Origin of the sequence: Rhodoferax sp., from assembly GCF_023701345.1 — a bacterium.
Lineage (GTDB): Bacteria > Pseudomonadota > Gammaproteobacteria > Burkholderiales > Burkholderiaceae_C > Rhodoferax.
In genome coordinates this window covers 1-26,033 of sequence record NZ_JAMPXE010000036.1, presented here as the reverse complement: position 1 = coordinate 26,033, position 26,033 = coordinate 1, and the positions used below count along the sequence as shown (strand labels likewise).

Here is a 26,033-nt window from a genome sequence, read left to right as displayed (position 1 = left end):
TCATCAAACGGGTTCATGCTCATTTTGACGTTGGCGGTGTCTACTCCCGTGTGGTCCGACTTGACCCGGACTTTCACGTTGTAGTCCACCACGCGCTTGACTGCGACCAATATTTTCATATTCAAATCTCCTGAAATGTCAGAATGCGGCAATGCCGGTGATGGCACGGCCAAGAATGAGGGCATGCACATCGTGTGTGCCTTCGTAGGTGTTGACCACCTCCAGGTTGACCATGTGGCGGGCAATGCCAAATTCGTCGCTGATGCCATTGCCACCGAGCATGTCGCGCGCGGTGCGGGCGATGTCCAGTGCCTTGCCACAGCTGTTGCGCTTGAGAATCGAGGTGATTTCCACGGCGGCTGTGCCCTCGTCTTTCATGCGACCCAGGCGCAGGCAGCCCTGCAAACCGAGTGAAATATCGGTCAGCATGTCGGCCAGCTTTTTCTGCACCAGCTGATTGGCAGCGAGCGGCTTGCCAAATTGTTTGCGATCCAGCACGTATTGGCGGGCGCGGTGAAAGCAGTCTTCGGCGGCACCCAGGGCGCCCCAGGCAATGCCGTAGCGGGCGGAGTTCAGGCAGGTGAACGGGCCTTTGAGGCCGCGCACATCGGGGAAGGCGTTTTCTTCCGGGCAAAAGACTTCTTCCATCACGATCTCGCCGGTGATGCTGGCGCGCAGCCCCACCTTGCCGTGAATGGCCGGCGCGCTCAAACCCTTCCAGCCCTTTTCCAGCACGAAGCCGCGAATCGCATCCTCGTCGTCTTTGGCCCAGACCACAAAGACGTCAGCAATGGGTGAGTTGGTGATCCACATCTTGGTGCCGGTCAGGCTGTAGCCGCCGGGCACTTTGCGGGCGCGGGTGATCATGCTGCCAGGGTCGGAGCCGTGGTTGGGCTCGGTCAGGCCGAAGCAGCCGATATATTCGCCGGTGGCGAGTTTGGGCAGGTACTTCTGTTTTTGCGCTTCGGTACCAAATTCATTGATGGGCACCATGACGAGCGAGGACTGCACACTCATCATGGAGCGGTAGCCGGAGTCGACAGCTTCGACTTCGCGCGCCACCAGCCCGTAACAGACATAGTTCATGCCGGCGCCACCACAGGCTTCGGGAATGGTGGTGCCCAACAAGCCCAGCTCCCCCATCTCGCGAAAAATGGCCGGATCGGTTTTCTCTTGCCGGAACGCCTGCAGCACGCGCGGCGCGAGGCGATCCTGGCAGTAGGCGCGTGCCGCATCGCGCACCGCGCGTTCGTCATCGCTGAGTAGCTGATCGAGAAGAAAGGGATCTTGCCAGTTGAATGCTGCGTGGGCCATGAGGTCTCCGATTGAAAATGGAATACTGGAAAAATCCTCCCTTGCGGGAGGACTCGGCTTCGATTACATCTTGCACAAAGGCGATGCAGGGGGTGTCAGGGACGCATCAAAGGTCTGCTCGACCACCTGGCGCAGTGCGCCATCGACCTTCTTGACACGCGCCACGTAATTGGGCAGCACCAACTGGTTATCGGCCGCACGCAAAGCCACCTTGCCGTAGATGGTGTCGAGGGTGACGTTCTGACGCAGGGCATTGGTGACGTCGGCGGGCTTGACGCTCTTGGCCAGCTTCACGCCTTCGAAGATGACCTGAATGCCGTTGTAGGCCTGGCCTTCAACGTCGGTCGGCAGGCGGTTGAACTTGGCCTTGAATGACTTCACAAAGTCCTTGTTGCGCGGGTTGTCCAGGTCGGGCGAGTAGCCCAGGTTGCCCGGCACACCTTCGTAAATGTTGCCCGCCGCGTTGATCATGAAGTTCGACAGCATCGCGTGGGTGAGCAGTGGGGTTTTGAGGTTGAACTCTGCCGACTGTTTCATGAACGCGATGGCATCACGGCCCACCTCAGCCACCCAGATCGCGTCCACATTGGCGGCCTTGAGCTGCGCCAGGTAGGGCGAGAAGTCTTTGGTTCCCAGTGGCACGTAAAGGCTCAGCGGCACTTTTCGGCCCTGAGCTTCAACAGCTTTTTTGAACGACTCGGCCGAGTCACGGCCCCAGACGTAATCGGCACCGAGAGTCGCAAAAGTGTTGCCCTTGATCGTCTTGGCCCACTCTTTGATCATGGCGATGTCCATGGCGTCAGAGTGGTTGGTGCGGATGGCGCGCGCCTTGCAGCTGTCGGTGGTGATCTTGTCGGACTTGGAGGCTTGGACGAAATAGGCGGCGTCCCAGCGGTCCAGGTTTTGCATGATGGCCAGCGAGATCGACGATGGCACTGCGCCGATCAGCAGGTTGTAGCCGTCGCGGGACAGCTTCTCGGCCACGCGACGACCGGCATCGGGCGTGCTCTCGTCGTCAGCCTCGGACACCTCTACCTTGCGACCGTCCACACCGCCCTTGGCGTTGGCCTCTTCGATCGCGAACTTGATGGCGCTGATGACTTCGCCGCCCTGCTCGGCGAATACGCCGGACTTGGACGACACCAAACCGATCTTGACCGGGTCTTTGGCTTGCGCCAAAACCGTGAACGGCAGGGCCGTGGTCAGGCTCAGTGCCAGCAAGGTGCGCTGCAGGGGTTTCAGTTTGAGTTTGAACATGTTGTTGTCTCCAAAATATTAAAAAAACGCCGGATACGGTCCGGCAGCCGCTATCGTCAAAAAAGCAATCAGTTGAATCAAACCATCACATGGTTTTCCAGATCGACCAGGCTCTCGCGGGTGTTCTCCACCCGGCCTTGCGCCACCACGGCGCCCTTGGCCATGGCGCAATATCGCTCGGCCACACGCACCACCAGGCTCATGTTTTGCTCAATCAACAGCAAGGCGGTGCCTTGGCTGGCAACCTGGTTGAATATGTCTGCCAGTTGATCGACGATCACCGGTGCCAGGCCCTCGGTGGGCTCGTCCAGCAGGATCAGACTGGGGTTGGCCATCAGGGCCCGCCCGACCGCCAGCATCTGCTGCTGGCCGCCTGACAGCGCCGTGCCCGGGGTGTGGGCGCGCTCTTGCAGAATGGGAAACAGCTTGTAGATTTCCGGCACGTTCCAGGGGCCCTTGCGGCCGACCGCAGCGCCGAGCAGCAGGTTTTCTTCGACCGACAAATTGGCCACAATGCGCCGGCCTTGCGGCACCACCACCACGCCGTGCTGCGCAGCAACGTAGGGACGGGGTTTTTTCAGTGCGTAAGAACCCAGATGAATTTGACCGCCGCGCAGCGTGGCCAGACCCAGAATGGTGTTGACCACGGTGGTTTTCCCGACACCGTTGCGGCCCACCAGGGCCACCCTCTCGCCGGCGTTCACCGTCAAATCCAGGCCATGCAGAATGTGCGCCGAGCCATAAAAGGCGTTGACCTGCTCCAGTTTCAATAACACTGTCATGCTGCACTCCCGAGATAAGCGGTGCGCACCCTGGGGTCAGCCCGCACGGCGGCGGGCTCGCCCGTGGCGATCACGCGGCCCAATTCAAATACCGTCACGACATCAGAGATGCCAAACACCACGTCCATGTCGTGCTCCACCAGCAGCACCGAGACATCCCAGCGCGTGGTCAGCGCCTGCAGGTGTTTGGCCAGATCGTGCGACTCCTTGACCGACAGACCCGCCATCGGTTCGTCCAGCAGCAACACGGTCGGGCGGCCCACCAGCGCCAGCGCCAGGTCGAGGCGGCGCTGCTCGCCATAGCCCAAATCTGCGGCCACCGCGTGGGTCAGGTGCATCAGGTCAAGTTCCTGCAGGATGGCGTCGGCATCCGCCCCGGAGTCGGCCGCGCCCATCTTGTAGGAGGCCAGTTCGACCTGCTGGCGCACCATCATCTGGGCAAAGATGCTGGTGCGCTGGAAGCTGCGCGACAAGCCACGCAGCCTGCGTTGCGTTGGCCCCAGCTCGGTGACGTCGACCCCGCCCAGCAAGACCTTGCCACGCGTGAGCGGCACCCGGCCGGTGATGGCGTCGATAACGGTCGACTTGCCGGCACCGTTGGGGCCAATCAGCCCGTGAATCTGGCCGCGCTTGAGGCTTAAGTCCACGCCATCGACGGCCTTGACGCCACCGTAATGGATGGCGACGTCCTGCGCATCCAGCACCAGTTCGTTATCTGTTATGTTCATTCAATGCCCCAATGTCTTGGCCAACGCGCCGGGCTGGGATTTCCCCCGGACCAATTTGGCCAGTGCCCCGGCAATGCCAGTCGGTGAAAAAACGATGACGGCGATCAACGCGGTGCCGAAGATGGCCATCCAGTGGTTGGCATAGTGGCCCAGGATGTCCTTGGCCAGAAAATACACAATGGCGCCCAAGGCCGGCCCCCACAGCACCTTGTGCCCGCCCACCACCACCATCATGAGTGCCACACCCGACAAGCTCCAGTGCAGGTTCTCGGGCGAGACAAAACCGGTATTCAAGGCCGACAACAAGCCGGCAACACCCGTCACGGTGGCTGACAGGGCATAGACCGCAGCCCGTGGCAGCAAGGTACGGATGCCAATGAACCTGGCCCGCTCCTCGTTGTCACGCACGGCTTCGGTGATGCTGCCAAAGCGTGTCTGCAAGAGCAGCGTCAGCAACAGCAACACCAGCACCAGGGTCACCCAGCAGATCAGAAAAATCATGTCTGGTTTGATGAGCTTCGACATTTCGATGCCAAACAGCGTGGCCGGCCACTCAATGCTCATGCCATCGGCGCCGCCGGTGAGTCCGCGCGAGCGTGAAGCCGTCAGGAAGAACATCTGACCGATGGCCAGCGTCAACATGCCAAAGGCAATACCGGGTACCCGCACGATCACCAGACCCATGACAAATGCCATCAAGGTCAAGGCCAGCAAGGTGACCAGAATGGCGGCTTCGGCGGGCATCAATTTGAGTTGCAGCAAGATGCCAATAAAGTAGCCTGCAGAGCCAAAGAACAAGGCGTGGCCAAAGCTGACCATGCCGTTTTGCCGCAGCAGCAATCCCACACCGATGGCAAACACCGCGTAGATGATGGCCTGGGTCAACAGCGCCAACAAGTTGGCGGAGCTGCCAAGTGCCACAGCACCACCCACACCCAGGGCAATGGCAGTGCTCAAGCTGATTCGTTGAATAGACATGGAGTTACCTTTTTAAGTACGGCTTCCGGCAAACCCGGCAGGCTTCCAGATCAGGATGGCGACCATCAGCACAAAGGGCAGCAAGGCGGCTGTATCCGGCAAATACACGGCGCCAACGGCCTGGATCATCCCCAGCACCATCGCCGCGGCAAAGGCTCCGGCCAGCGAACCCAGCCCGCCGATCACCACCACGACGAAGGAATCGATGATCACGTCGCTGCTCATGGATGGCGACAAAGACAGAAACGGTGCGGCGACCACCCCGGCCAAGCCGGCCAATGCGGTACCCAGGCCAACCACGCCGGCGCTGAGCACGTCGGTGTTGACACCCTGCATGGCGGTGGTGGTGGGGTCGGTGCTGGCGGCGCGCACAAACAAGCCAATCCTGGAGTAGCGCAGCCACAAGCTCAGGCCCAGCGCAACAATGGCGCCGACGCCGATCACCGCGATGCGGTAGGCCGGCACCGGCGTGCCCAGCAGATCAACCGAGGTGCTCAGCGCCTCGGGCGCAGACATCGAAAAGTTGCTCTTGCCCCAGACCGCCAGCACGAAATCCTCGATGATCAACAACAGGCCGAAAGTGACCAGCACCACGCTCAGGGGGTCACGGTCCTGCAGCAGCCGGAAACCGTAGCGGTCCAGCAGCACACCCAGCACAGCCATGATGGCCGGGGCCGCCACCAGTGCCACCCAGAAGTTGCTGTAGCCGGCGATCGTGTAGCCCAGATAGGCCCCCATCATGTAGAGCGAGCCGTGGGCAAAATTCACGACACGGCGCAGGCCGTAGATCAAGGCCAGGCCCGAGCACATCACGATCAGCAATGCGCCATAGACCAGGCCGTTGAATAAATTAATAGTTAGCACAGTTTGTCTCCTTGTTCTTGAATGGAATGGGTCAGGCGCAAACTTGTTCGGCTACGGGGCGCAGGGCCGCTTCCGGGGCGCCAAATGCCGTCCAGCCGCCATCTACCGGCAGCACGGCGCCAGTGATGTAGCTGGCCCGGTTTGAGCCGAGAAAAATGATGGCTTCGGCAATTTCTGCGGGCTCGGCCATTCTTGCCAGTGGGGTCCGGTGGGCGATGCCCTTTGCGTCCAGCGCACCTTTGCGTTCGAGTTCAACCACCAGCGCCGTGCGCACATAGCCCGGTGCCACGGCGTTGACGCGAATGCCGTCGCGCGCCCATTCGCTTGCCATGGCGCGGGTCATGCCAACGATGCCGGCCTTGGCGGCACTGTAGGCGTTGCGCGCAGGCAGGCCGATGCTGCTGGCAATGGAGCCGAGGTTGACGATGCTGCCGCGTGCGCCGCCAGCATCAGGCGTGGCCTCAAGCATGACCCGTGCAACGGCCTGGCTCACCAAAAAAGTACCGCGCAGGTGAACCGCCAGCACCCGGTCAAATGCCTCGACGTTCTGTGCCACGGTAGCGCCGGCCTGGTCGCCAATGCCCGCGTTGTTGACCAGGGCGTCGATGCGGCCAAAGGCGGACATCACGGCCGCAATCGCCGCAGCGACACTGGCTTCACTGGCCACGTCGCAGACCACACCGATGTGCGGCTGCCCCAACTCAGTGGCGCGTGCCTGAACGGCATCAACGTTTAGGTCAAGCAGCGCCACGCGGTAGCCCTCTTGCGCCCAGCGTTGCACGGTGGCCCATCCGATGCCATCGGCGCCACCGGTGACCACCGCCACCTTGTTCATCCGTGCGTCCATGGTGCTTGTTTCCTGGTGCTCAGGCGGCAAAGGTTTTGGCCGACTCGCGCAGCTTGAACTTTTGCAGCTTGCCACTGGGTGTTTTCGGCAGGTCTTCCATGAGTTCAAGGCGCTCCGGGTGGTACTGGCGGGTGACCTGGTGTTCGGACAGGTAGCGGCTCATTTCTTCCAGCGAGAAGCTGTGGCCGGGCTTGACGGTGACAAAGGCGCAGGCTTTCTCGCCCAGGCGCGCATCCGGGTAGCCGACGATGGCGACCAGCGCCACGGCAGGGTGCTTGTAAAGCAGGTTTTCAATTTCCATGACCGGGATGTTTTCGCCGCCACGGATGATGATGTCCTTGCTGCGGCCGTTGATGCGGACATAACCATCGGCGTCGAGAAAAGCCATGTCGCCGGTGTCAAACCAGCCATCCGCATCGGTGGCATTGAGCTGTGGGCGCTTGAGGTAGCCGGCAAACATCGAGCTGCCGCGCACCAGCAGCTGACCGGTCTGGCCGGTGGGCAGGGCCTGGCCATCGGGGCCGACGACCTTGAGCTCGATGCCCGGTATCGCGCGGCCGTCCGTGCTGCCGGATTTTTCGTTGGTGCGCGCGGGCTCGGTGATGGTCACGGCACCACATTCGGTCATGCCCCACGCCGAGCTCACGGCCAGGCCCAACACCCTGCGGGCGCGCTCGATCAACACCGGGGGGATCGGTGCCCCGGCGCAGCAGAAATTGGCAAACCGGGGCGACACCGGGCCACCGGCTTCGGCTGCGCTGCACAAGTCCGCCACAAAGGGGCTCGACGCCATGCTGAAGGTGATGCCCTCATCACGAACCAGCTCCAGCGCCTGTTTGGGCTCCCAGATGTCTTGCAGCACGGTGGTGGCGTTCAGAATCAGCGGAATCATCGCCAGGTAGCCATAACCGGTCAGGTGCGCCATCGGCGAGGCGCCCAGGATCACATCTTTTTGTGTCAGGCCGTAGGCTTCAATGAAGCCATGCAGGTTGGCAAACAGCGTGTTGGACGTGTGCATCACGCCCTTGGGTTCACCCGTGGTGCCCGAGGTGTACATCAGCAGCAGCACGTCATCGGGTTCCAGGCCCGGACCGGTCAGAGCCGGCGTGTCGTCGCGTAGCAGCAGCGACTCGAAACTGTTGGCACCGTCGCCACCCAGCACCACCAGATGCTGCAGAAAGGGCAAGTCATTGCGCATGCCGTTGACCATGCCTTCATAGTCAAAGCCCTTGTAGCTTTTGGGAACGATGAAGACTTTGGTCTCACCAAAGTCGAGCATGAACTTGAGCTCGCGCTGGCGGAAGATCGGCATGACCGGATTCGCCACGGCGCCAATGCGCGCGCAGGCCAGCGCCAGCGCTATGAACTCCCACCAGTTGGGCAGTTGCCAGCTCACCACATCGCTGTGACCCACGCCGAGTGCCTGCAGGCCGCGCGCAATCCGGTCCACCTGCTTGTCGAGTGCCTTGTAACTCAGGCGCACCGGCGCGGCTGCGTCACTCCGGTAGGCAACAACTGCCGGATGGTCTGGACAGTTTTGCAGCGCCTGCGCCATGAAAAGGTTGATGGTCTGGTGACGCCAGAAGCCTGCAGCCATCATGGCTGACTGGCGAGAGTGAATTAAAACGGGATCGAATTGCACTGGGGTTCTCCTTTGTTCATTAGGGTCGTGATACAGGGTTTTCGGCACACCTGAAGTTCACGAGTTCCGACAATGTATTTCCATATCTATCTTTTTACAAGTGCTTTTTTGTAAAAAACATTGCTTTGCTACCTAGGACTTTCCCTAATAAGATTATAAAAAAACACCTCTCCTTGAAAATAATTTTGATTATCGAGAAATATTTTGAGTAAACATATTGACATGATTTGGGATTGCTTCTTAAACTAGGTGGACCGAAACAAAAAGGAGATTGCAGTGGACTTCAACCTCAGTGACGACCAGCAGGCGCTGGTAGACAGTGCCCGCCGTTTTGCCACACAAAAGCTGGCCCCCGGCTATAAGGCAGGTGACAAATCCGGCCGTATCGACCGCGCCATGATCAAGGCCATGGGTGACATGGGCTTTCTCGGGCCTGAACTGCCCGAGGTCTACGGCGGCCTGGGTGTGGACTGCGTCACCAGTGGCCTGCTGCTGGAGCAGATTGCTTATGGCGACTTCAATATGTCGTACGTCAACCTGCTGACATCGTTGTGCGGCCAAATCATTGCCACCCACGCGCAGGAATACCTCAAAGAGTGCTGGCTCAAGCCGATCCTGGCGGGGGACAAACTCGTTGCGATTGCCCTGACCGAGCCCGGCGCCGGCTCCGACGCCGCCCGCCTGAAGCTCAAGGCGGTGCGCGATGGCGATCACTTTGTCATCAACGGCGAAAAAACCTCGATTTCACTGGCCGACCAGTCGGACGTGGCGGTGGTGTTTGCCCGCACCGGCACTGACAAGGACGGCGCCAAAGGCATCAGCGCGTTTCTGGTGCCGATGGACTTGCCCGGTCTGACCCGCACCGCCTTTGACGACGTGGGCACCCGTGCCGTCGGCCGCGGCTCGATCTTTTTTGACAATGTGCGCGTGCCCGCCGACCACATGCTGGGCGACGAAGGCAAGGGCTTTATCCAAGTCATGCAGGGCTTTGACTACAGCCGCGCGCTGATCGGCCTGCAATGCATGGGTGTGGCGCGTGCCTCGCTGGACGAGGCCTGGGAATACGCCAAGGGCCGGGAGACGTTTGGCCTGCCCATCATCGAACGCCAGGGCGTCAGCTTTCCGCTGGCCGAAGCCGAAACCTATGTGGAATCGCTGCGCTGGCACTGCCTGCGCACTTTATGGCTCAAGGACAACGGCAAACCGCACACGGCTGAAGCCGCGATGTGCAAATGGTGGGGCCCCAAGCTGTCCTGCGAAATCATTCACCAGTGTTTGTTGACGCATGGCCACGGCGGCTACGCCAGCGACTACGCGTTTGCGCAGCGCTACCGGGATGTGCTTGGCCTGCAGATTGGCGACGGCACGGCGAACATCATGAAGATGATCATCGCGCGCGAAAAGTCTGGCATGCGCCTGACCTAAAGCCTGGACATATTGGTTTGCAATTTGGTGAAGTAATGGATAAACGCCAGCCGATCATCGAACGACAGGTCCTTCAAGGCCTCGTTGTAGAAGTTGTGGATGGGTTCCTGCAGCTTGGTCCAGAGGATCTGACCCTGCGCACTCAGCTTGACCTTGCGCGAGCGGCGGTCGTCCTCGCTGGTGACACGCTCAATCAGGCCGTCGCGCTCCAGGCGCGACAGCAGACCGGTCAGGTTCTGGCGGCTTACCAGCAAAAAGCGCGACAGGTCACCAATCGACATGCCGTCTTTCACCTGCGGCCGCGACAGTGCGCCCAGCACCGACCACTGCTGCGTCGTCACACCGAGTTCCTCAACCGCCTGCGTGCCTTTGGTGTGCAGGGTGTTGGCGACTTGAAACAGACGAAAGAACAAGCGGTTGTTGATTTCGTGAATGGCGTGGTTTTTCTCGGTGCGCAGATCAGGCATGGGGTGTTTCAGCAAACAGGACAGCGGTGATCGTAAGCGATGCGTCACCAACGACAAACAATTTTTTTATTTTTAACAGGAGAAAAGTAATGCGTGGATTGAAAGACAAAGTAGTTGTGGTCACCGGCGGCGGTGGCGGCATTGGCGGCGCAACCTGCAGCAGGTTTGCATCTGAAGGTGCCAAAGTGGCCGTATTCGACATGAACCTGGAGGCCGCCCAAAAGGTGGTGGACAGCATCACGGCCGCAGGCGGCAGGGCTGCCGCCTTCAAGTGCGACATTACCCAACGCGCCGAGGTGGATGCTGCAGTGGCCGCCACCGAAGCACAACTTGGCCCCATTGACGTGCTGGTGAACAACGCCGGCTGGGATGTGTTCAAGCCCTTCGTCAAGACCGTACCGTCCGAGTGGGAACGACTGATCGCCATCAACCTGACCGGCGCGCTGCACATGTTGCATGCGGTGCTGCCCGGCATGGCCGAGCGCAAGTATGGCCGCATCGTCAACGTGGCCTCGGACGCGGCCCGCGGCGGCTCCTCCGGCGAAGCCGTCTATTCGGCTTGCAAGGGCGGCCTGGTGGCACTAAGCAAGACGCTGGCGCGTGAACACGCCCGCCAGAGCATCACGGTGAACGTGGTGTGCCCCGGACCGACCGACACCGCCTTGCTGGCCGGCGTGGCCGAAGGCGCGCGCGACCCGGCCAAGCTGATCGAAGCCTTCCGTAGCGCCATCCCGCTGGGCCGCCTGGGCCAGGGCGACGATCTGGCCAGCGCCATTGCCTTCTTTGGCAGCGACGACGCATCCTTCATCACCGGCCAGGTCATCAGCGTGTCTGGTGGTCTGACCATGGTTGGTTAACTCTTTCACACACTCACAAGGAACCAAAATGGAACTCCAAAAAGCTGTCTACACCGACATCCTCTACACCAAGGCCGATGGCATCGCCACCATCACCATCAACCGGCCCAAGGCCTACAACGCCTTCACGGCCAACACCTGCGAAGAGCTGATCCACGCCTTCAAGGATGCCGATCACGACCGCAGCATTGGCGTGGTGGTGCTGACCGGCGCCGGCGAAAAAGCCTTTTGCACCGGCGGCGACCAGGGCACGCAGGACGGCGGCTACGGCGGCCGTGGCGTCATCGGCCTGCCGGTCGAAGAAATGCAAAGCGCCATCCGCGACTGCAACAAACCGGTGATTGCCCGCGTCAACGGTTTCGCCATTGGCGGCGGCAACGTGCTGGTCACGATCTGCGACCTGGCCATCGCGTCCGAGAACGCGCAACTCGGCCAGGCCGGCCCGCGTGTCGGCTCGGTCGATCCCGGCTTTGGCACCGCCTTGCTGGCGCGTGTCGTCGGCGAAAAGAAAGCGCGCGAAATCTGGTACCTGTGCCGCCGCTACACCGCGCAGGAAGCGCTGGCCATGGGCCTCGTCAACTGCGTGGTGCCACAAGACCAGCTCGACGCCGAAGTGCGCAAGTGGTGCCTTGAGATCGTCGAAAAGAGCCCGACGGCCATTGCCCTGGCCAAGAAATCCTTCAATGTGGACACCGAAATGATCCGCGGTATGGGCGGCCTGGCGATGCACGCGCTCAAGCTGTATTACGAAAGCCCGGAGTCGGCAGAAGGTGGCAACGCCTTCCGCGAAAAGCGCAAGCCCGAATTCCGCAAATACGTCAAGTAATCCACCAGGGGAAACATCATGATCAGAGACCCAGAAACCCTCACCCTTTTGCTCGACACCATCAGCCGCTTTGTGCGCGAGAAACTGGTGCCACAGGAAGCCCATGTTGGCGAGACGGACCAGATTCCTGACGATATCGTGCAGGACATGAAGGACATGGGTCTCTTTGGCATGTCGATCCCGGAAATCTACGGCGGCATGGGCCTGACCATGGAAGAAGAAGTGATGGCGGGGTTTGAGGTGTCCAAAACCTCACCCGCCTTTCGCTCGCTGTTTGCCACCAACAACGGCATTGGCGCGCAAGGCATCGTGATTGACGGCACCGAGGCGCAAAAGCAGTATTACCTGCCCAAGATTGCCACCGGCGAGATCATCGGTTCGTTTGCACTGACCGAACCCGACAGCGGCTCGGACGCCGCCAGCCTGCGCACCACGGCGGTCAGGGACGGTGACTTTTATGTCATCAACGGCACCAAGCGTTACATCACCAACGCGCCTGAAGCCGGCATCTTTACCGTGATGGCGCGGACCGATAAAGACCGAAAAGGCGCCAGCGGCATCTCGGCTTTCATTGTCGAAAAAGGGACGCCAGGTGTCTCGCTGGGTGCCCTTGACAAGAAGATGGGCCAGAAAGGGGCACACACCTGCGACGTGATTTTTGACAACGTGCGTATTCCTGCGGTCAACCTGATTGGCGGCAAGGAAGGCGTGGGCTTCAAGACCGCCATGAAAGTGCTGGACAAGGGGCGGCTCAACATCGCCGCCGCCAGCACCGGTGCGGCCGAGCGCATCCTGAGCGATGCGCTGCAGTATGCCCGTGAACGCAAACAGTTTGGCAAGCCGATTGGCGACTTCCAGCTGATCCAGGCCATGCTGGCCGACAGCCATGCCGACATTTATGCGGCCCGCTGCATGGTGATTGATGCCGCCCGCAAACGCGATGAAGGCCGCGATGTCGGCACCGAGGCTGCTTGCGCCAAAATGTTTGCCAGCGAGATGTGTGGCCGTGTGGCCGACCGTGCGGTGCAGATCTTTGGCGGCGCCGGTTACCTGGCCGAATACGGCATTGAGCGTTTTTACCGGGACGTGCGCCTGTTCCGCATTTATGAAGGCACCACCCAGATCCAGCAATTGGTGATTGCCCGCAACCTGTTGCGTGAAGGCGGGCAATAAATTGCCACTGCCTGCACCTCAAGCCAGAAGCCCGATGCACACCCGAGCCACCGTGTTTCAGGGCTTTCGGCATGCGCGGCATTGTCCGCAGTTAGCAGGCCAGCACGCCAAAGGCAAGGTTGGTGCGATTACTTGAATAGCTGTAGCGTTAGCAGGTCCGTGCGCAAACCCGGCAATGGGTTTGAAATGCCTGCTCGATAACCGACCGATCACCCGCTGCTGACGTGAAATCCCTGGTTCGATAGCGCACAGACCTCCACATCAATCACGGTTACGCTGGGCGGCAGAATTAAACCTAAAGAAATAAATATGAAAATGCAGCATTTTCTGGCGGTGCTCATGACTTGCGCGGCGAGCACCTCATCGATGGCGGCTCCATTATTAGCCCCCGACACGCTCAGTGAAACTGAACGCGCACAGCCTATTACCGAAAAAATGAAAGGCAGCGGCGTGCTGCGCGCGCAAGTCTTGCTGGACCGAGCGCGCTTTTCCTCCGGTGAAATCGATGCGGCCTACGGACAGAATTTGCGCAATGCCATACGCGGTTACCAGCAGGCTAACGGCTTGCAGAATACCGGCAGCATCGATGCGCCTACCTGGGCCGTGTTGAATAGCGACACCGCACCCATCCTGGTTTCCTATACGCTGCTGGACGCCGACGTTGCAGGTCCATTTGATCCGATCCCGACTGAATGGGTGGACAAAGCGAAGATGAAGGCACTCGGTTATACCTCTGCCAAAGAAGCACTCAGTGAAAAATTTCATGTAAGTCCCAAGCTTCTCGCGGAACTCAATCCCGGCAAAAACTTTGGCAGAGCTGGCGAAGAAATCATCGTGCCCAATGTCGCCGGCACGAGCGAATTACCGCAAGCGGTCAAAATAATTGTTGATCAATCGGACCACACTTTGTCCCTGGTCGATGCCGGCGGAAAAATAATTGCCCAGTTTCCGGTCACTACCGGCAGCCAGTATGATCCGCTCCCGCTAGGGAACTGGAAGGTCAATGGCGTTGCCCGCAATCCAGTGTTTCACTACAACCCGAAGTTGTTCTGGGACGCCGATCCAGGCGACACCAAGGCCAGGATTGCGGCCGGTCCGAACAATCCGGTTGGCGTCGTCTGGATTGATCTATCGAAAGCACATTACGGCATCCATGGCACGCCAGAACCCTCCACCATCGGCAAGACCCAATCACACGGTTGCATCCGGTTAACCAACTGGGACGCGACTGCCCTTGCGCAATCGGTCGTCACCGGTGTCGACGTTCTTTTGCAAGAATAAAGAGCGGCCCCGCCATGAAATGGATCGCCACGTTTTTGAGCGGCGTGCTGGTTGGCACGGTCGGCATGTATGTCTACACAGGCATGGGCTCGCCCCAGCCGGTGGCGGTTCTTGCAAGCCGTTCCACAGTCATGGCGCCAGCGCTTCCCAGTGTTCCAGTTGCGGCAGCCGTAGAGCAAGAGCCCAGCGCCATTGAGACGCCTGTGTCCGAACCAGCCACAGTGTCCCCGCCGGAGCCTGCGACCGTTGCCGTATCAGTATTAATATCAGTATCTGAGTCTGCAGTGTCGGTGGCAGATCAGCTACTGATCCCGGTCGCGGGCATCAAGGCCAGCGCGCTCCAAGACACCTTCAATGATGCCCGCGGCTCCGAACGTCGCCATGAAGCCATCGACATTCTGGCACCCAAGGGAACGCAAGTCTTTGCGGTAGCGGACGGCACAATTGCTAAATTGTTCAACAGCAAACCAGGCGGCCTGACGGTGTACCAATTCGATACCAGCGAAAAGTTTGCGTATTACTACGCACATCTGGATCGGTACGCCGCCGATGTCAAAGAAGGGATGAGGCTGAAACGCGGCGATTTGGTCGGCTATGTTGGCACCAGCGGCAACGCCGATCCGAACACCCCGCATTTGCACTTTGCCACTTTCGCATTGGGACCGGAGAAACAATGGTGGAAAGGTAGCCCGATTAACCCTTACCCGCTATTGGGAGGGACTGCACGTCCCTGATTGCGCATGATGACCAGTTGCGTTCCCGACATTGACGCTGCACTCTGGGTTCTTTTTTCGATTTCACAGGCAGTTTGCTCGCAGGGACGAGTCGGGGTGGCGGCCGAATTGCCTATGTTCAGGCGCCCAAACGCCCCCAAAAACCTGACGACCAGAAACCAGTGCCAATAACTCAGCAACAGTTCCGGCTTCCAGCGGGTGAACAACATCACCGGACGCATCACCGCGCCGCCAGCACGATCAGGGCAATGCCGCCAGCTTGCCGGGATCGCCAGAACGTCATCAAGCTCAAATCTCCAGCGCCAGCCGGCTGGCCTGTTCGATGGCGCGCCTGGCGTCAAGCTCCGCTGCCTTGTCCGCGCCGCCGATGACATGCACCGGCAGCCCTGGCGCGGCGCGGTGCAACTGCGCTTCAAGCTCGCGCACCGGCTCCTGCCCGGCGCAGAGAATGACCGTGTCGAAGGGCAGGGTGGTTTGTCTGCCGTCCAGCGTGCTGTAGTGCAGGCCCGCGTCGTCAATGCGCTGGGTCGTCACGCCCGTCAGAATTGGCACGCCGAAGCGCAGCACCTTGTCGCGCCTGATCCAGCCGGTGCTCACGGCGAGCGAGGCGCCCGGGCGACGCTCGCTGCGCTGCAGCAACGTCACTTGTCGGCGCGCAGGCAAGCGTTCCGGCCTGGGACTGCGCCCGCCCGCGACTTGCGCGCTGACGTCCAAGCCGTATTCCACCGCAAAGTCAGCCAATGCCGGTGGGTTGTGCGGCACGTCGCCCAGCAGAAATTCCACCATGTCATAGGCGATGGCACCGGCGCCGATGATGACCACGCGTTCGCCCACCGGGGCAGCCCCCGATAACACCTGGTCGTAAGACAACACATCGGGCCGATGCATGCCGGCCAGCTCGGGTTGGCGGGGCCTGACACCGGTCGCCAGCACGACCTCGTCAAAACCATCGCTGGCAAGCTGCGCTGCCGTCACCGCGCAGTTCAGTCTGAGGTTCACTTTTTCCTCGGTCAGTCGCCCGCGGAAGTAGCGCAGCATCTCGTCGAATTCCGTCTTGCCAGGAACATTGCGCGCCAGGCACAGTTGCCCACCCGGCTCGGAGCCCGCTTCGAACAGGGTCACCTGATGGCCGCGCTCGGCGGCATTGAAGGCGAAGTTCATGCCTGCGGCACCGGCACCAACCACCGCGATGCGTTTGACCCGCTCAGCCGGTCGCAGCGCCCAATCGAGTTCGCGGCCCGCCCGCGGATTGACCAGACACGTCGCCGTCTTGTGCTTGAAGATGTTGTCAAGACAGGCCTGGTTGCAGGCGATGCAGGTGTTGATGCGCAGGGCCTGACCCAGCCGGGCCTTGCGGGCAAAGTCGGGGTCGGCCAGCAGCGGGCGGGCCATCGATACCAGGTCGGCCTGGCCTGATTCCAAAATGGCTTCTGCCACGCCGGGGTCGTTGATGCGGTTGGAGGCCATCACGGGGATGGTCACCACCTCCTTGATCCGGCGCACCGCGTAGGCCCAGCCGGCACGCGGCACATTGTGCGAGATGGTGGGCACGTCGGATTCGTGCCAGCCGATGCCGGTGTTGAGAATGTCGGCGCCAGCCTGCTCTGCGCGGCGGGCCAGTTCCAGCGTTTCATCACCCGTCATGCCGCCTTCGACCAGGTCCAGCGCCGAGATGCGGTAGATGATGGCAAAGTCCGGCCCCACCGCCTGGCGCACGGCCTTGAGGATTTCAAGGAGGAAACGGATGCGGCCTTCAAAGTCGCCGCCAAATTCGTCCGTGCGCTGGTTGGTGCAGGGCGCCGTGAACTCGTTGATCAGGTAGCCCTCGGAGCCCATGATCTCGACGGCGTGGTAGCCGAGATCACGGGCCATCACGGCTGCCCGCGCATAGTCGGCGACGGTGTTCCAGACCTCTTGTGTTGTCAGCGCGTGCGGGGTGAATTTGTTGATGCGTGCACGCAGCGTGCCGGGGCCGACGCAGCCGTCAAATTTGGCGTAGCGGCCTGCGTGCAAGAGCTGCATGCAGACCTGGGTGTCGGTGTCGCGCACGGCATCGACGATGGCGCGGTGCCAGTCCAGGTCGGCATCCGTCGTCATGGCGGGGGCGTCGTCTTCCATCCGTCCAGCCATGTTGGGCGAGACACCGCCGGTGATGATGAGGCCGATCTCGCCCTCCGCGCGGGCGCGGTAAAACGCCTTGATGCGCTCAATGGGCCGATCCATGCTCTCCAGTCGCGTGTGCATGGCGCCCATGACCATGCGGTTGCGCAAATGCAGGTTGCGCACGGTCAGCGGCGCCAGCAGGCGGGGGTAGCTGGTGTGACTGGTTTGGGGCACGCTGCTCATTGGCCAGTTCCGTAGTTGGGGGCGCGCTTTTCGTGGAAGGCAGCCACACCCTCTTTCATGAAGGCATCAAAACACATGACCTGACCACGGTCTTCCAGCGCCATCACGGTGGCGAGGCTGCTGGTCTCCTGCGCCATGGCCAGGCCGTCCTTGGTCAGGCGCAGGCCAACCGGCGACATGGCGAGCATTTCCTGCACCAGTTCTCGGGCGGTGTCTAGCAACAGCTCTTCAGGCACCACCTCATTGACCAGACCGATGCGCAGCGCGCGCTCGGCGTTGACAAAGCGGCCGGTGTACATCAGTTCGGCAGCAATCGCCGGGCCGACCGTGCGTGGCAGGAAATAGCTGATGCCCATGTCGCATCCCGTCAGGCCGATCTTTGCCATGGCCACGTTCATGCGCGCGTTGGGCGCGGCGAAACGCACATCACAACCCAGCGCCAGCGCGAAGCCGCCGCCGCAGGCTGCACCCTGCAACAGGCCGACCACCGGTTGCGGGCAGCGGCGCATGCGCAGAACGACCCCCGAGAGTTGGCGCTGCAAGCGCAAAGCCTGGTCAACCGACACCGTCAACAGGTCCACGTCCTCCAGGTCATAACCCGCGCAGAAATGCTTGCCGGCGCCGCGCAAAACCACGACCCGAACGTCCGTTCGCTCGGGCAGGCTGCCAAAGTAGTCGTACAGCTCTTCGGTCAGGCCCAGGTTGAGTGAGTTGAAGTTGTCAGGCCGGGCCAGTGTGAGCCATTCAACCGCGCCCTCGCGCGCCACTTCGATAAAGCGCCAGGTTTTGGCAGCGGGTGATTGAGCTTGGGTCATAAAGATGTTTTCCAGTGAATCTTTCAATTGAAGGTGTCGTCAGAGCGTGCGGGCGATGATCTCGCGCATGATCTCGTTGGAGCCGCCGTAGATGCGGTGCACCCGGGCGTCGGCAAAGGCGCGGGCAATCGGGTATTCCCACATGTAACCGTAGCCGCCATGTAATTGCAGGCACTGGTCCAGCACGCGACCCATCAGTTCGGTGCACCAGTACTTGGCCATGGCGGCGACCGCCTTGTCCAGTTTGTCGTCACAGACCTCGCTCAGGCAACGGTCAACAAAGGTCCGGGCGATCTCGATCTCGGTCTTGATTTCGGCCAGGCGAAAGCGCGTGTTCTGGTAGTCGGCAATCGGTGTTCCGAAGGCTTTGCGCTGGCGGGTGTAGTCCACGGTCCATTGAAGCGCGGCGCTGCAGGTGGCGACGGCACCCACGGCGATCTGCAGCCGCTCCCAGGCCAGTTCCTTGCTCAACAAGCCAAAGCCTTTGTTTTCTTCGCCGAGCATGTTGCGCCGGGTGAGCACCACGTTGTCGAAATAAAGCTCGCAGGTGTCTTGCGCCTTCATGCCGATCTTCTTGAAGTTCTGGCCCCGGGTCACACCGGGTGACGAGGCCTCGATCACCCACAGCGTCAAGTCCTTGCAATCGGGGTCTTTGCTGGATTTGGCTGCCACCACCAGAATGTCGGCGCACTGGCCGTTGGTGATGAAGGTTTTTTGGCCGTTCAAAATCCACTCGTCACCCTGGCGGATGGCGGTGCTGCGCATCGCCCGCAGGTCGCTGCCGGCGCTGGGTTCGGTCATCACAATCGCGCCAATCAGCTCACCCCGCGCCATGGCAGGCAGCCACATCTGCTGTTGTTCCGGCGTGCCGTAGTTGAGGATGTAGGGCGCCACGATGTCCGAATGGGTCGAGAAGCCCGGGCCGGACAAACCCAGCCGGGCCTGTTCCTCGATCAGGATCGCGGCAAACAGCCGGTCGGCCCCACTGCCGCCACAGAACTCTGGCAAGTTGGTGCAGAGAAAACCTTCCTTGCCGGCTTTGAGCCAGACCTCGCGCGGGGCCACGCCAGCTTCTTCCCAGGCACTGTGGAAAGGCGCCACTTCCTGTTCAAAGAACTTGCGGGCCGAGTCGCGAAAAGCATCATGGTCCGGGCTGAAGATGTTGCGGGTGAGGATGGTCATGGTCATGGGGTCTCCTTGGGGCGGCTTGTGTGGCTTCTGATCGTCTGAAGCGCTTAGTTGCGTGGGGCCAGAAAAGCCTTTACGCGGGTCTGCGCTTCCACCGTGGTCACCAGCGAATGGATGCCATCGAGTTCGGCTTCAAATCCGGCAGGCGCCAGCTTGCCCACCTGGGCCATGCAGCGTTTGGCCACTTGCAGGGCAGGTGCTGACTGGTCCGCGATGCGTTGCGCCAGCTTCTCGGCTTCCTGCGCCAGGTCACCGGGGGCCACCGCCCACTGCACCATGCCAAGCTGACAGGCGGTGGTGCCGTCCACCACATCACAACCCAGAATGATGCGTGCAGCTATGCCCGGGCCACACAAGCGGGTCAGGCGTTGGGTGCCACCGGCGCCGGGGATCAACCCGAGCTTGGCTTCAGGCAGACCAAGTTTGGCGCTGGTGGCGGCCATGCGTAAGTCACAGGCCAGCGCCAGCTCAAACCCGCCGCCCAATGCAGAGCCGCCAATTTCTGCCAGAGTCACACAAGGCAAGGCTTCAATGCGGTCAAACAACGCATGAAAGCCCACGATGTTTTGCCGCATCACATCGGCCCCGTTGTCCGTGGCAAAACAACTTGCCACCTGGGTCAGATCGGCCCCGGCACAAAAGGCTTTTTGGTCGCTGCGCAGGTGCAGCACGGTGAGGTCTTTTTTGGCGGCCAGGCTGTCCAGCACCTGCATGAAACCGGCAATAAATTCGGTGCTGAGGGCATTCACCGGGGCACGCTGCATGGTGATACGCGCCACGGCGCCGCGGTCTTCTACTTTAAACATGGGCTTTTGCTCCAATCAGGGTTTTCAATTCTTCACGCAGTTTGAATTTCTGGACTTTTCCGCTTGGGGTCGCGGGCAGGACATCGCGCAGTACCAGGTGCTCCGGCAGCTTGAAACGCGCCACACCGCGGCCAATCAGGAACTGCTTCATGTCTTCAAAATCCAATGTTTTCCCAGGGTGGCACACCACCACCGCGCAGCCGAGTTCGCCCAGTCGTTCATCGGGCAGGCCCACCACCGCCACCGACTGGCAGGCCGGGTGTTCCAGCAGGATGTCTTCCACTTCGCGGGATGAAATGTTTTGCCCGCCGCGAATGATCATGTCCTTGATACGACCCACGATGCGCACAGCACCGTCTGCACCTATCGTGGCCAGGTCTCCCGAGTGGTACCAGCCGTTGGCATCCAGTGCGCGGGCGGTCAATTCAGGCTCACCCAGGTAACCAATAAAGGCATGGGGGCCGCGCGACCATTGTTCACCTGGTTGGCCGGATGGCACCGGTTTTCCGTCTTCATCCACCGCGCACACTTCCACACCCGGCAAGGCCCGGCCATCGAACTGCCAGGCGGCTTCGATCGGGTCGGCCGGCCAGGTGACGGTGTGGGGCGGGCTCTCGGTAGAACCATAGATGCTCAGCACCCGCACGCCCACCGCCTGCGCCCGGCGTACCACCACTTCCGGAATGGGCGCGCCGCCACATAAAAAGTAACGCAGGTCGGGCAAGCGCTTGCCGCTGCGCTCCAGGCTGTCCACCACATCGCTCAAGAACGGTGTCGCGCCCATGGTCCAGCTGGCACGGCTGGCAAGCATCTGGTCCACCGCCGCATCTCCCTTGAACACATCCAGCAGCGACACCGTGGCACCGGTCATCAAGGTCATCAAAATGCCGTGCATGAAACCGCTGGTGTGGGTCACCGGGGAGGCCATAAAACACACATCCTGGTGGTCAAGCTGCAGGGTGCCTGCCAAGGCGCGTTCGCCATAAATGGCGGTGTTGTGGGTGTGCACCACGCCTTTGGGTTTGGACTCGGAGCCCGAGGTAAACAAGAGCAGGGCGGGGTCATCAGCGGCGGTATCGTGCGTCTGCGCCAGCAGCGGGCCGCTCAAGGCTTCTTCAAAGCTGTTGCCAATGGCGGCACTGCCTGCCCCGATCACCACAATGCTGGGCTGCACCAGTAGCTCGGGTGCAATACGCAGCAGATGCTCGGTGTAGTCCATGCTGCGAAACCGGCCCGGCACGATCACCGCCTTGGCGCCGCTCTTGTTCATGATGAAAGCCAGGTCTTTCCAGCCGTAAGTGGGTGGCAAGGGGTTGATCACCGCGCCCAGTTTGAAGGCGGCACAGGTCACCACGGCGGTTTGCCACCAGTTGGGCAGGTGCATCGTGACCACGTCGCCCACGCCCACGCCGCGCGCACGCCAGAATGCGGCCAGCCGCGAGGCCTTGTCGTCCAGTTCGCGGTAGCTGATGCTGTGGCCGGAGGCGTCCGTCACGGCAGTTTTATCAAGATAAGCGGCCACGCTGGCCGCAATCAGTTGTCCCAACGACTGGTGCTGCCAGTAGCCAGCCTGGTAATAACGCTCGCGGGATGCGGGTGTTGGTTTCAGTTCAATCATGATCGCTTTATCTGTCAGAAGCCGGGCGGCCGGGCACCAGCCCATGCGCGGCGTCGAGCAAGCCACCATCCGCCAAAATGTTCTGGCCGGTGATGTAGCCAGCGTCAGGCGATAGCAAAAACGACACAATTCCCGTGATGTCGGCATCCGGGTCGCCAATGCGGTGCAGCGGCACCAGCGCCTCGCGTGCCGCCTTGGTCGGGGCATCGGCATACACCTTGGCGGTCAGCGAAGTGTGAATCAGGCCCGGCGACACGGCGTTGACACGAACGCCGTCGGCCGCCCACTCTTGCGCCAGCGTGCGCACCAGCATCAGCACGGCGGCTTTGCTCGGGCTGTAGGCGCCCATGCCGGGGTAAGGCTGCACGCCAGACATGGACGCCACCGAGACAAAACTGCCACGGCTTTGGCGCAGCGCCGGGTAGGCGGCCTTGGCCAGCAGCCAGGGGGCTCGGGTGTTGACGGCAAACAAATAGTCCCAGTCCTCGATCTCCAGTTTGGCCAAGGTCGACGGGCGCGACACCCCCGCGTTGGACACCGCCGCGTCCAAGCCACCAAAAGCCGCCACGGCCTGCTCAACCAGCCGCGCCGGGGTGGCTGGATCAGCCAGGTTGCCAAGCAAGGGCACCACCCGGCCGCCTTGTCTGGCGGCCTCGGCGATGACTGCATCGAGTTCATCGGCGTGGGCTGACCCGCAGGCGGCAATCTCTGCGCCCTGGCTGGCCAAACGCAAACAAATCGCACGGCCGATACCGCGGCTGGCGCCCGTCACTAAAACGCGCATGGTCATGTGATCTCCTCAAAATTGGATAGGTGAATTGTGTGCGCGGGAGGCTGCGCACAGCTTGACGATTCATGCCAGATACAGCACAATTCGTGCGTCTTACAAAGGATCAATCTTGACGATAAGGGTTATCCCTAACTACTCGCTTTACGGCGTGCAAGCCCAGCCCGGCTGGCAAAGCTGGTTTGACTTCGAGTGGATTCCACAGCGTTCCCGCCCATACAATTGGAAAATAAGGCCCCATAAGCACGATGCCCTGATTCAGATCCTGTATTTGACACAGGGGTCGGGCGAGGTCTTGATTGACCATTCCAGGACTTTCTTCAAAGCGCCTTGCCTGGTGTGGATTCCGGCACAAACCGTGCATGGGTTTAATTTCTCGGAAGATGTGGATGGCCCCGTCATCACCGCTGCGCAACGGCCTTTGGAGTCCATGATAGGCGTGGCCAGCCCGGAGTTGTTGAACAAGCTGCGCAAACCCGTCGTTTTTGCCTTGGACGGAGCCAGCGACCATGCCGGATACTTGATGCCGTTGTTTTTGGCGGTTGAGCGTGAGGCGCATCTTCAGACAGTGGGGCAGTTGACAGCAGGCATGGCGCTGCTGGCTGCGATCTGCATCCAGATGGCGAGACTGACGCGTATCAATGAAGTCTCCGCGACAAACGTCCATTCGCGCAAGTACAGCCAAATTGAGAAATTTCGCAGTATGGTCGATGAAAACTTCAAGAAACATCTGCCCATCACAGACTACGCCGGGCAGCTTGGCATCACGCCAGGGCAACTTTCGCGTTTGTGCCGTGAGGTGCTGGGCATGTCAAGCCTTGACATCGTCAATGCGCGCGTGATCCACGAAGCCCAACGCCTGTTGGTTTATACCGGCAACAGCATCAAACAGATAGCCTATGCCTTGGGCTTTGCCGATGAGACCTATTTCTGCCGGTTTTTTCGCAAGCACACGGCCTTAAGTCCACGAGAGTTCAGAGCGAAAGCCATGGAGACAATGCTCACGCCTGTGAGCGCCGGTGTGGGCGAAGACATGCACCAAATATAAGCAGTGGCGCACCAATTCAGCGAAAAGTAACTTCAAACCGGCGCAGGTTGAATCCTGCATCAGTGAATTTCCAAGTATTCGAGCAAAAAAGATGGCACGTGTTTTGCGTATTTGACATGGCAAGAACAGCGATTTGTGCATTGAGGCACGAATGCTCTCGCGTAGGGGCACTAGGGTTCCGGTTGGCGAATGTCGCGTTCGCGTAATGTCTGGTCCGAGAGTGCTCCGGCCTCGCAAGAGGCTCCACGGAGGGATAAAAGCCCGGGAGAACGATGTACAGATCGTCTCTTCCTGCGCCTTTTATTCACTCCAGGAGTTTTGTCATGCGTTCATCAAGTTTTTCCCTCCCTGCTAACGGCACATCGTCTTTGCTGAGCCGCTTGTGCAAACCCGCCTTGGGTCTGGCGGTCTCCCTGGCTGCCGCCTCAAGTTTTGCGGCCGGCCCGACCACCATGAAATTGGGCACCGTGGTCTGGATCGGCTACGGTCCCTTCTATGTGGCTGAAGCGCTGGACTTGTACAAAAAATACAACCTGAAAGTGTCCTTGCAGGTGTTCAACGACCCGGCCCTGATTCCTTCGGCCATTGCCTCTGGCGCCATCGATGGCGGCCATTTGACCTATGACCAGGTGGTGGGGCAGGTGGCGTCGGGTAACGCGCAAAAGGTGGTCATGCCGATCGACTACTCCAACGGCGGTGATGCCATCGTGGCTGACAGCAGCATCAAGACGGTGAAGGATTTGAAGGGTAAAAAAGTGGGCTTCAACCCGCTGTCACCGTCTGATTTCTTGTTGTCGTATGCGCTCAAAACCAACGGCATGACCGACAAGGACATCGTGCCGGTGAGCATGACGCCCGAAGCCGTGCCGGCTGCCATGGCTTCCGGCCAGTTGCCCATTGGCGTGACTTATGAGCCCAGCCTGTCGCAGATTCTGGGTCAGGGCGGTGGCAAGAAATTCAAGGTGGTGTTTTCGTCCAAAAATGCGCCGGGCCTGATCGCCGACGTGATGGTGTTTGACGACAAGGTCATCAAGGCCAAGCCCGCCGAGATCACCGGCATCATCAAGGCCTATCTGGATGGCGTGGCCTACATGAAGGCCAAACCCGACGAATCGGCCAAGATCATTGGCAAGTTCATGGGTGTTTCCGCCAAGGAAGTCAAGGAACAGCTCGCGGGTGTGTACACCATTCCCCTGGCGGAGATGCCCAAGGCGTTCATGAAGGCCAAGGAAACCACCTCGTACTACGCCAGCGGCGAGATCATTGGTGAACTGCTCAAGGCCAAGGGCCAGATCAAGGCCATTCCGGCGGCAGAGGCCACCTTTGACGCGCAATTTGTCACCGCATTGACCAAGAAATAAGGTTTGGTTGGACCTGATGCAGAACCGATGGGCGGGTCCCATCGCGTTTTGCAGCCCTTGATTCTTTGTTGGAGAGGTGTTTGATGGCGCAAATTTTTCGTTATCCCGATGGCGTGTGGCCCAACGTGGCGGCACTGGCATTTACTTTGGTTGGTTATGGAGTCGGCGTGGCCCTGTTGGGGTCGGCCTCCTGGACATTCAATGCGCTGGGCCTGGCACTGGTGGCCCAAACCCTGGTCTGGTCGGCCTATTTCATTCATGAATTTGCCCACAACGCCATCTTCAAGACCGCAGCGGCCAACGAGCGCTGGGGTACTTTGATGAGCTGGGTCAACGGCAGTTGTTATGCCAGTTTTGCCGACATGCGGCGCAAACACATGCGCCACCATGTGGAGCGCGCTGACGTCATCACCTTCGACGCCCGTGGGTTTTTGTTGCGCGCGCCAACCTGGTTTCGCAACACCGTGCTGGCGCTGGAGTGGGCCTATTTCCCGGCGGTCGAGTTCCTGATGCGGGCCTTTGTGCTGGCGCTGCCGTTTCAGGATGAGCGCAAACGCGCCGCCCGGGGCCGCATTCTGGGCGTGGCTGCGGTCCGTCTGAGCGCCTTTGCCTTGCTGGGCTGGTGGTCGCCCCAGGCGCTGCTGCTCTACTTTTTGGCTTACCTGGTGTTTGTCACGGTGCTGCGTTTTGCCGATTGTTTTCAGCACACCTACGACGCCTATCCGATCCTTGATGACCAGCCCATTCCGGCTGACAAGCTGCGTGACCGTGCCTACGAGCAGGCCAATACCTTCAGCAACGTGGTCGGCCTCAACCACCCCTGGCTCAACCTGCTGTGGCTGAATTTTGGCTACCACAACGCGCACCATGAGCGCCCCACGGCGCCCTG

General features: G+C 60.6%; 24 protein-coding genes, 1 pseudogene and 1 riboswitch. Of the genes and pseudogenes, 9 read left to right on the top strand and 16 right to left on the bottom strand.

What is annotated here, in order from left to right; translation table 11 throughout:
- From NDI87_RS07110 to aliA, 9 genes and pseudogenes are all read right to left on the bottom strand, one after another.
- Nucleotides 1–119: pseudogene (locus NDI87_RS07110) on the bottom strand (electron transfer flavoprotein subunit beta/FixA family protein); the annotation flags it as partial.
- A 19-nt stretch (nucleotides 120–138) separates the two neighbouring features.
- Nucleotides 139–1,314 (bottom strand): acyl-CoA dehydrogenase, encoded by a 1,176-nt coding sequence (locus NDI87_RS07105; RefSeq protein WP_296274244.1) that lies wholly within the window; start codon nucleotides 1,312–1,314, stop codon nucleotides 139–141.
- Between the two features lie 63 nt (nucleotides 1,315–1,377).
- Nucleotides 1,378–2,571, bottom strand: a complete 1,194-nt coding sequence (locus tag NDI87_RS07100) for an ABC transporter substrate-binding protein (RefSeq protein ID WP_296274242.1) — start codon at nucleotides 2,569–2,571, stop codon at nucleotides 1,378–1,380.
- A gap of 77 nt (nucleotides 2,572–2,648) precedes the next feature.
- Nucleotides 2,649–3,353 carry an ABC transporter ATP-binding protein gene (locus tag NDI87_RS07095; protein ID WP_296274241.1) on the bottom strand — a complete coding sequence of 235 codons (705 nt, stop codon included), beginning with the start codon at nucleotides 3,351–3,353 and terminating at the stop codon, nucleotides 2,649–2,651.
- A complete protein-coding gene (locus NDI87_RS07090; RefSeq protein WP_296274240.1) occupies nucleotides 3,350–4,081 on the bottom strand; it encodes an ABC transporter ATP-binding protein in 732 nt (243 codons plus the stop codon). Before NDI87_RS07090 ends, NDI87_RS07095 begins: the two co-directional genes overlap by 4 nt.
- Complete coding sequence (locus tag NDI87_RS07085; RefSeq protein WP_296274239.1) at nucleotides 4,082–5,059, bottom strand: branched-chain amino acid ABC transporter permease; 978 nt, start codon at nucleotides 5,057–5,059, stop codon at nucleotides 4,082–4,084.
- A 12-nt stretch (nucleotides 5,060–5,071) separates the two neighbouring features.
- Nucleotides 5,072–5,923: a branched-chain amino acid ABC transporter permease gene (locus tag NDI87_RS07080; RefSeq protein ID WP_296274238.1), complete on the bottom strand. Its 852-nt coding sequence runs from the start codon at nucleotides 5,921–5,923 to the stop codon at nucleotides 5,072–5,074.
- A gap of 31 nt (nucleotides 5,924–5,954) precedes the next feature.
- Nucleotides 5,955–6,770, bottom strand: a complete 816-nt coding sequence (locus NDI87_RS07075; RefSeq protein WP_296274237.1) for an SDR family oxidoreductase — start codon at nucleotides 6,768–6,770, stop codon at nucleotides 5,955–5,957.
- Nucleotides 6,771–6,789: 19 nt separating this feature from the next.
- A complete protein-coding gene (gene aliA, locus NDI87_RS07070) occupies nucleotides 6,790–8,412 on the bottom strand; it encodes a cyclohexanecarboxylate-CoA ligase (RefSeq protein ID WP_296274236.1) in 1,623 nt (540 codons plus the stop codon).
- Between the two features lie 276 nt (nucleotides 8,413–8,688).
- On the opposite strand from aliA, the gene aliB reads away from it, so the two are divergent.
- Nucleotides 8,689–9,837, top strand: a complete 1,149-nt coding sequence (gene aliB / locus NDI87_RS07065; protein ID WP_296274234.1) for a cyclohexanecarboxyl-CoA dehydrogenase — start codon at nucleotides 8,689–8,691, stop codon at nucleotides 9,835–9,837.
- Here the strand turns inward: aliB and NDI87_RS07060 are convergent.
- The gene (locus tag NDI87_RS07060) at nucleotides 9,834–10,304 is read right to left on the bottom strand and encodes a MarR family transcriptional regulator (RefSeq protein ID WP_296274233.1); all 471 of its coding nucleotides are present in this window, start codon (nucleotides 10,302–10,304) and stop codon (nucleotides 9,834–9,836) included. The two genes, aliB and NDI87_RS07060, sit on opposite strands and share 4 nt — an antisense overlap.
- A gap of 89 nt (nucleotides 10,305–10,393) precedes the next feature.
- Here NDI87_RS07060 and badH point away from each other — a divergent pair, with 89 nt between their 5' ends.
- The 5 genes from badH (at nucleotide 10,394) to NDI87_RS07035 (ending at nucleotide 15,175) form a co-directional block, all read left to right on the top strand.
- Nucleotides 10,394–11,161 carry a 2-hydroxycyclohexanecarboxyl-CoA dehydrogenase gene (gene badH, locus NDI87_RS07055; RefSeq protein WP_296274232.1) on the top strand — a complete coding sequence of 256 codons (768 nt, stop codon included), beginning with the start codon at nucleotides 10,394–10,396 and terminating at the stop codon, nucleotides 11,159–11,161.
- A 28-nt stretch (nucleotides 11,162–11,189) separates the two neighbouring features.
- On the top strand, nucleotides 11,190–11,987 hold the full coding sequence (gene badI, locus NDI87_RS07050) for a 2-ketocyclohexanecarboxyl-CoA hydrolase (protein WP_296274230.1): 798 nt from the start codon (nucleotides 11,190–11,192) through the stop codon (nucleotides 11,985–11,987).
- Nucleotides 11,988–12,005: 18 nt separating this feature from the next.
- Nucleotides 12,006–13,160: an acyl-CoA dehydrogenase family protein gene (locus tag NDI87_RS07045; RefSeq protein ID WP_296274228.1), complete on the top strand. Its 1,155-nt coding sequence runs from the start codon at nucleotides 12,006–12,008 to the stop codon at nucleotides 13,158–13,160.
- Nucleotides 13,161–13,469: 309 nt separating this feature from the next.
- Nucleotides 13,470–14,441: a L,D-transpeptidase gene (locus tag NDI87_RS07040; protein ID WP_296274227.1), complete on the top strand. Its 972-nt coding sequence runs from the start codon at nucleotides 13,470–13,472 to the stop codon at nucleotides 14,439–14,441.
- A 14-nt stretch (nucleotides 14,442–14,455) separates the two neighbouring features.
- On the top strand, nucleotides 14,456–15,175 hold the full coding sequence (locus NDI87_RS07035; protein WP_296274225.1) for a peptidoglycan DD-metalloendopeptidase family protein: 720 nt from the start codon (nucleotides 14,456–14,458) through the stop codon (nucleotides 15,173–15,175).
- Between the two features lie 288 nt (nucleotides 15,176–15,463).
- On the opposite strand, the gene NDI87_RS07030 is transcribed toward NDI87_RS07035, so the two are convergent.
- From NDI87_RS07030 to NDI87_RS07005, 6 genes are read right to left on the bottom strand one after another with little or no spacing between them, the layout of a single operon-like run.
- Nucleotides 15,464–17,521 (bottom strand): NADPH-dependent 2,4-dienoyl-CoA reductase, encoded by a 2,058-nt coding sequence (locus NDI87_RS07030; RefSeq protein ID WP_296274224.1) that lies wholly within the window; start codon nucleotides 17,519–17,521, stop codon nucleotides 15,464–15,466.
- On the bottom strand, nucleotides 17,518–18,336 hold the full coding sequence (locus NDI87_RS07025) for an enoyl-CoA hydratase/isomerase family protein (RefSeq protein ID WP_296274222.1): 819 nt from the start codon (nucleotides 18,334–18,336) through the stop codon (nucleotides 17,518–17,520). The genes NDI87_RS07030 and NDI87_RS07025 overlap by 4 nt, the downstream gene beginning before the upstream one ends.
- A 39-nt stretch (nucleotides 18,337–18,375) precedes the next feature.
- Complete coding sequence (locus NDI87_RS07020; protein ID WP_296274246.1) at nucleotides 18,376–19,512, bottom strand: acyl-CoA dehydrogenase family protein; 1,137 nt, start codon at nucleotides 19,510–19,512, stop codon at nucleotides 18,376–18,378.
- 59 nt (nucleotides 19,513–19,571) lie between these two features.
- Nucleotides 19,572–20,330, bottom strand: coding sequence for an enoyl-CoA hydratase/isomerase family protein (locus NDI87_RS07015; RefSeq protein ID WP_296274221.1), 759 nt, complete (start codon nucleotides 20,328–20,330; stop codon nucleotides 19,572–19,574).
- The gene (locus NDI87_RS07010) at nucleotides 20,323–21,948 is read right to left on the bottom strand and encodes an AMP-binding protein (RefSeq protein ID WP_296274219.1); all 1,626 of its coding nucleotides are present in this window, start codon (nucleotides 21,946–21,948) and stop codon (nucleotides 20,323–20,325) included. Before NDI87_RS07010 ends, NDI87_RS07015 begins: the two co-directional genes overlap by 8 nt.
- A 7-nt stretch (nucleotides 21,949–21,955) precedes the next feature.
- On the bottom strand, nucleotides 21,956–22,732 hold the full coding sequence (locus NDI87_RS07005; protein ID WP_296274218.1) for an SDR family oxidoreductase: 777 nt from the start codon (nucleotides 22,730–22,732) through the stop codon (nucleotides 21,956–21,958).
- Between the two features lie 61 nt (nucleotides 22,733–22,793).
- Between NDI87_RS07005 and NDI87_RS07000 the strand changes: the two genes are divergently transcribed.
- From NDI87_RS07000 to NDI87_RS06990, 3 genes are all read left to right on the top strand, one after another.
- A complete protein-coding gene (locus NDI87_RS07000; RefSeq protein WP_296274216.1) occupies nucleotides 22,794–23,783 on the top strand; it encodes a helix-turn-helix domain-containing protein in 990 nt (329 codons plus the stop codon).
- A 159-nt stretch (nucleotides 23,784–23,942) separates the two neighbouring features.
- A riboswitch (guanidine-I (ykkC/yxkD leader) is annotated at nucleotides 23,943–24,053 on the top strand.
- A gap of 53 nt (nucleotides 24,054–24,106) precedes the next feature.
- On the top strand, nucleotides 24,107–25,144 hold the full coding sequence (locus tag NDI87_RS06995; protein WP_296274215.1) for an ABC transporter substrate-binding protein: 1,038 nt from the start codon (nucleotides 24,107–24,109) through the stop codon (nucleotides 25,142–25,144).
- 83 nt (nucleotides 25,145–25,227) lie between these two features.
- Nucleotides 25,228–26,033 (top strand): fatty acid desaturase (locus NDI87_RS06990; RefSeq protein ID WP_296274213.1); only part of this gene is annotated, 806 nt, incomplete at its 3' end.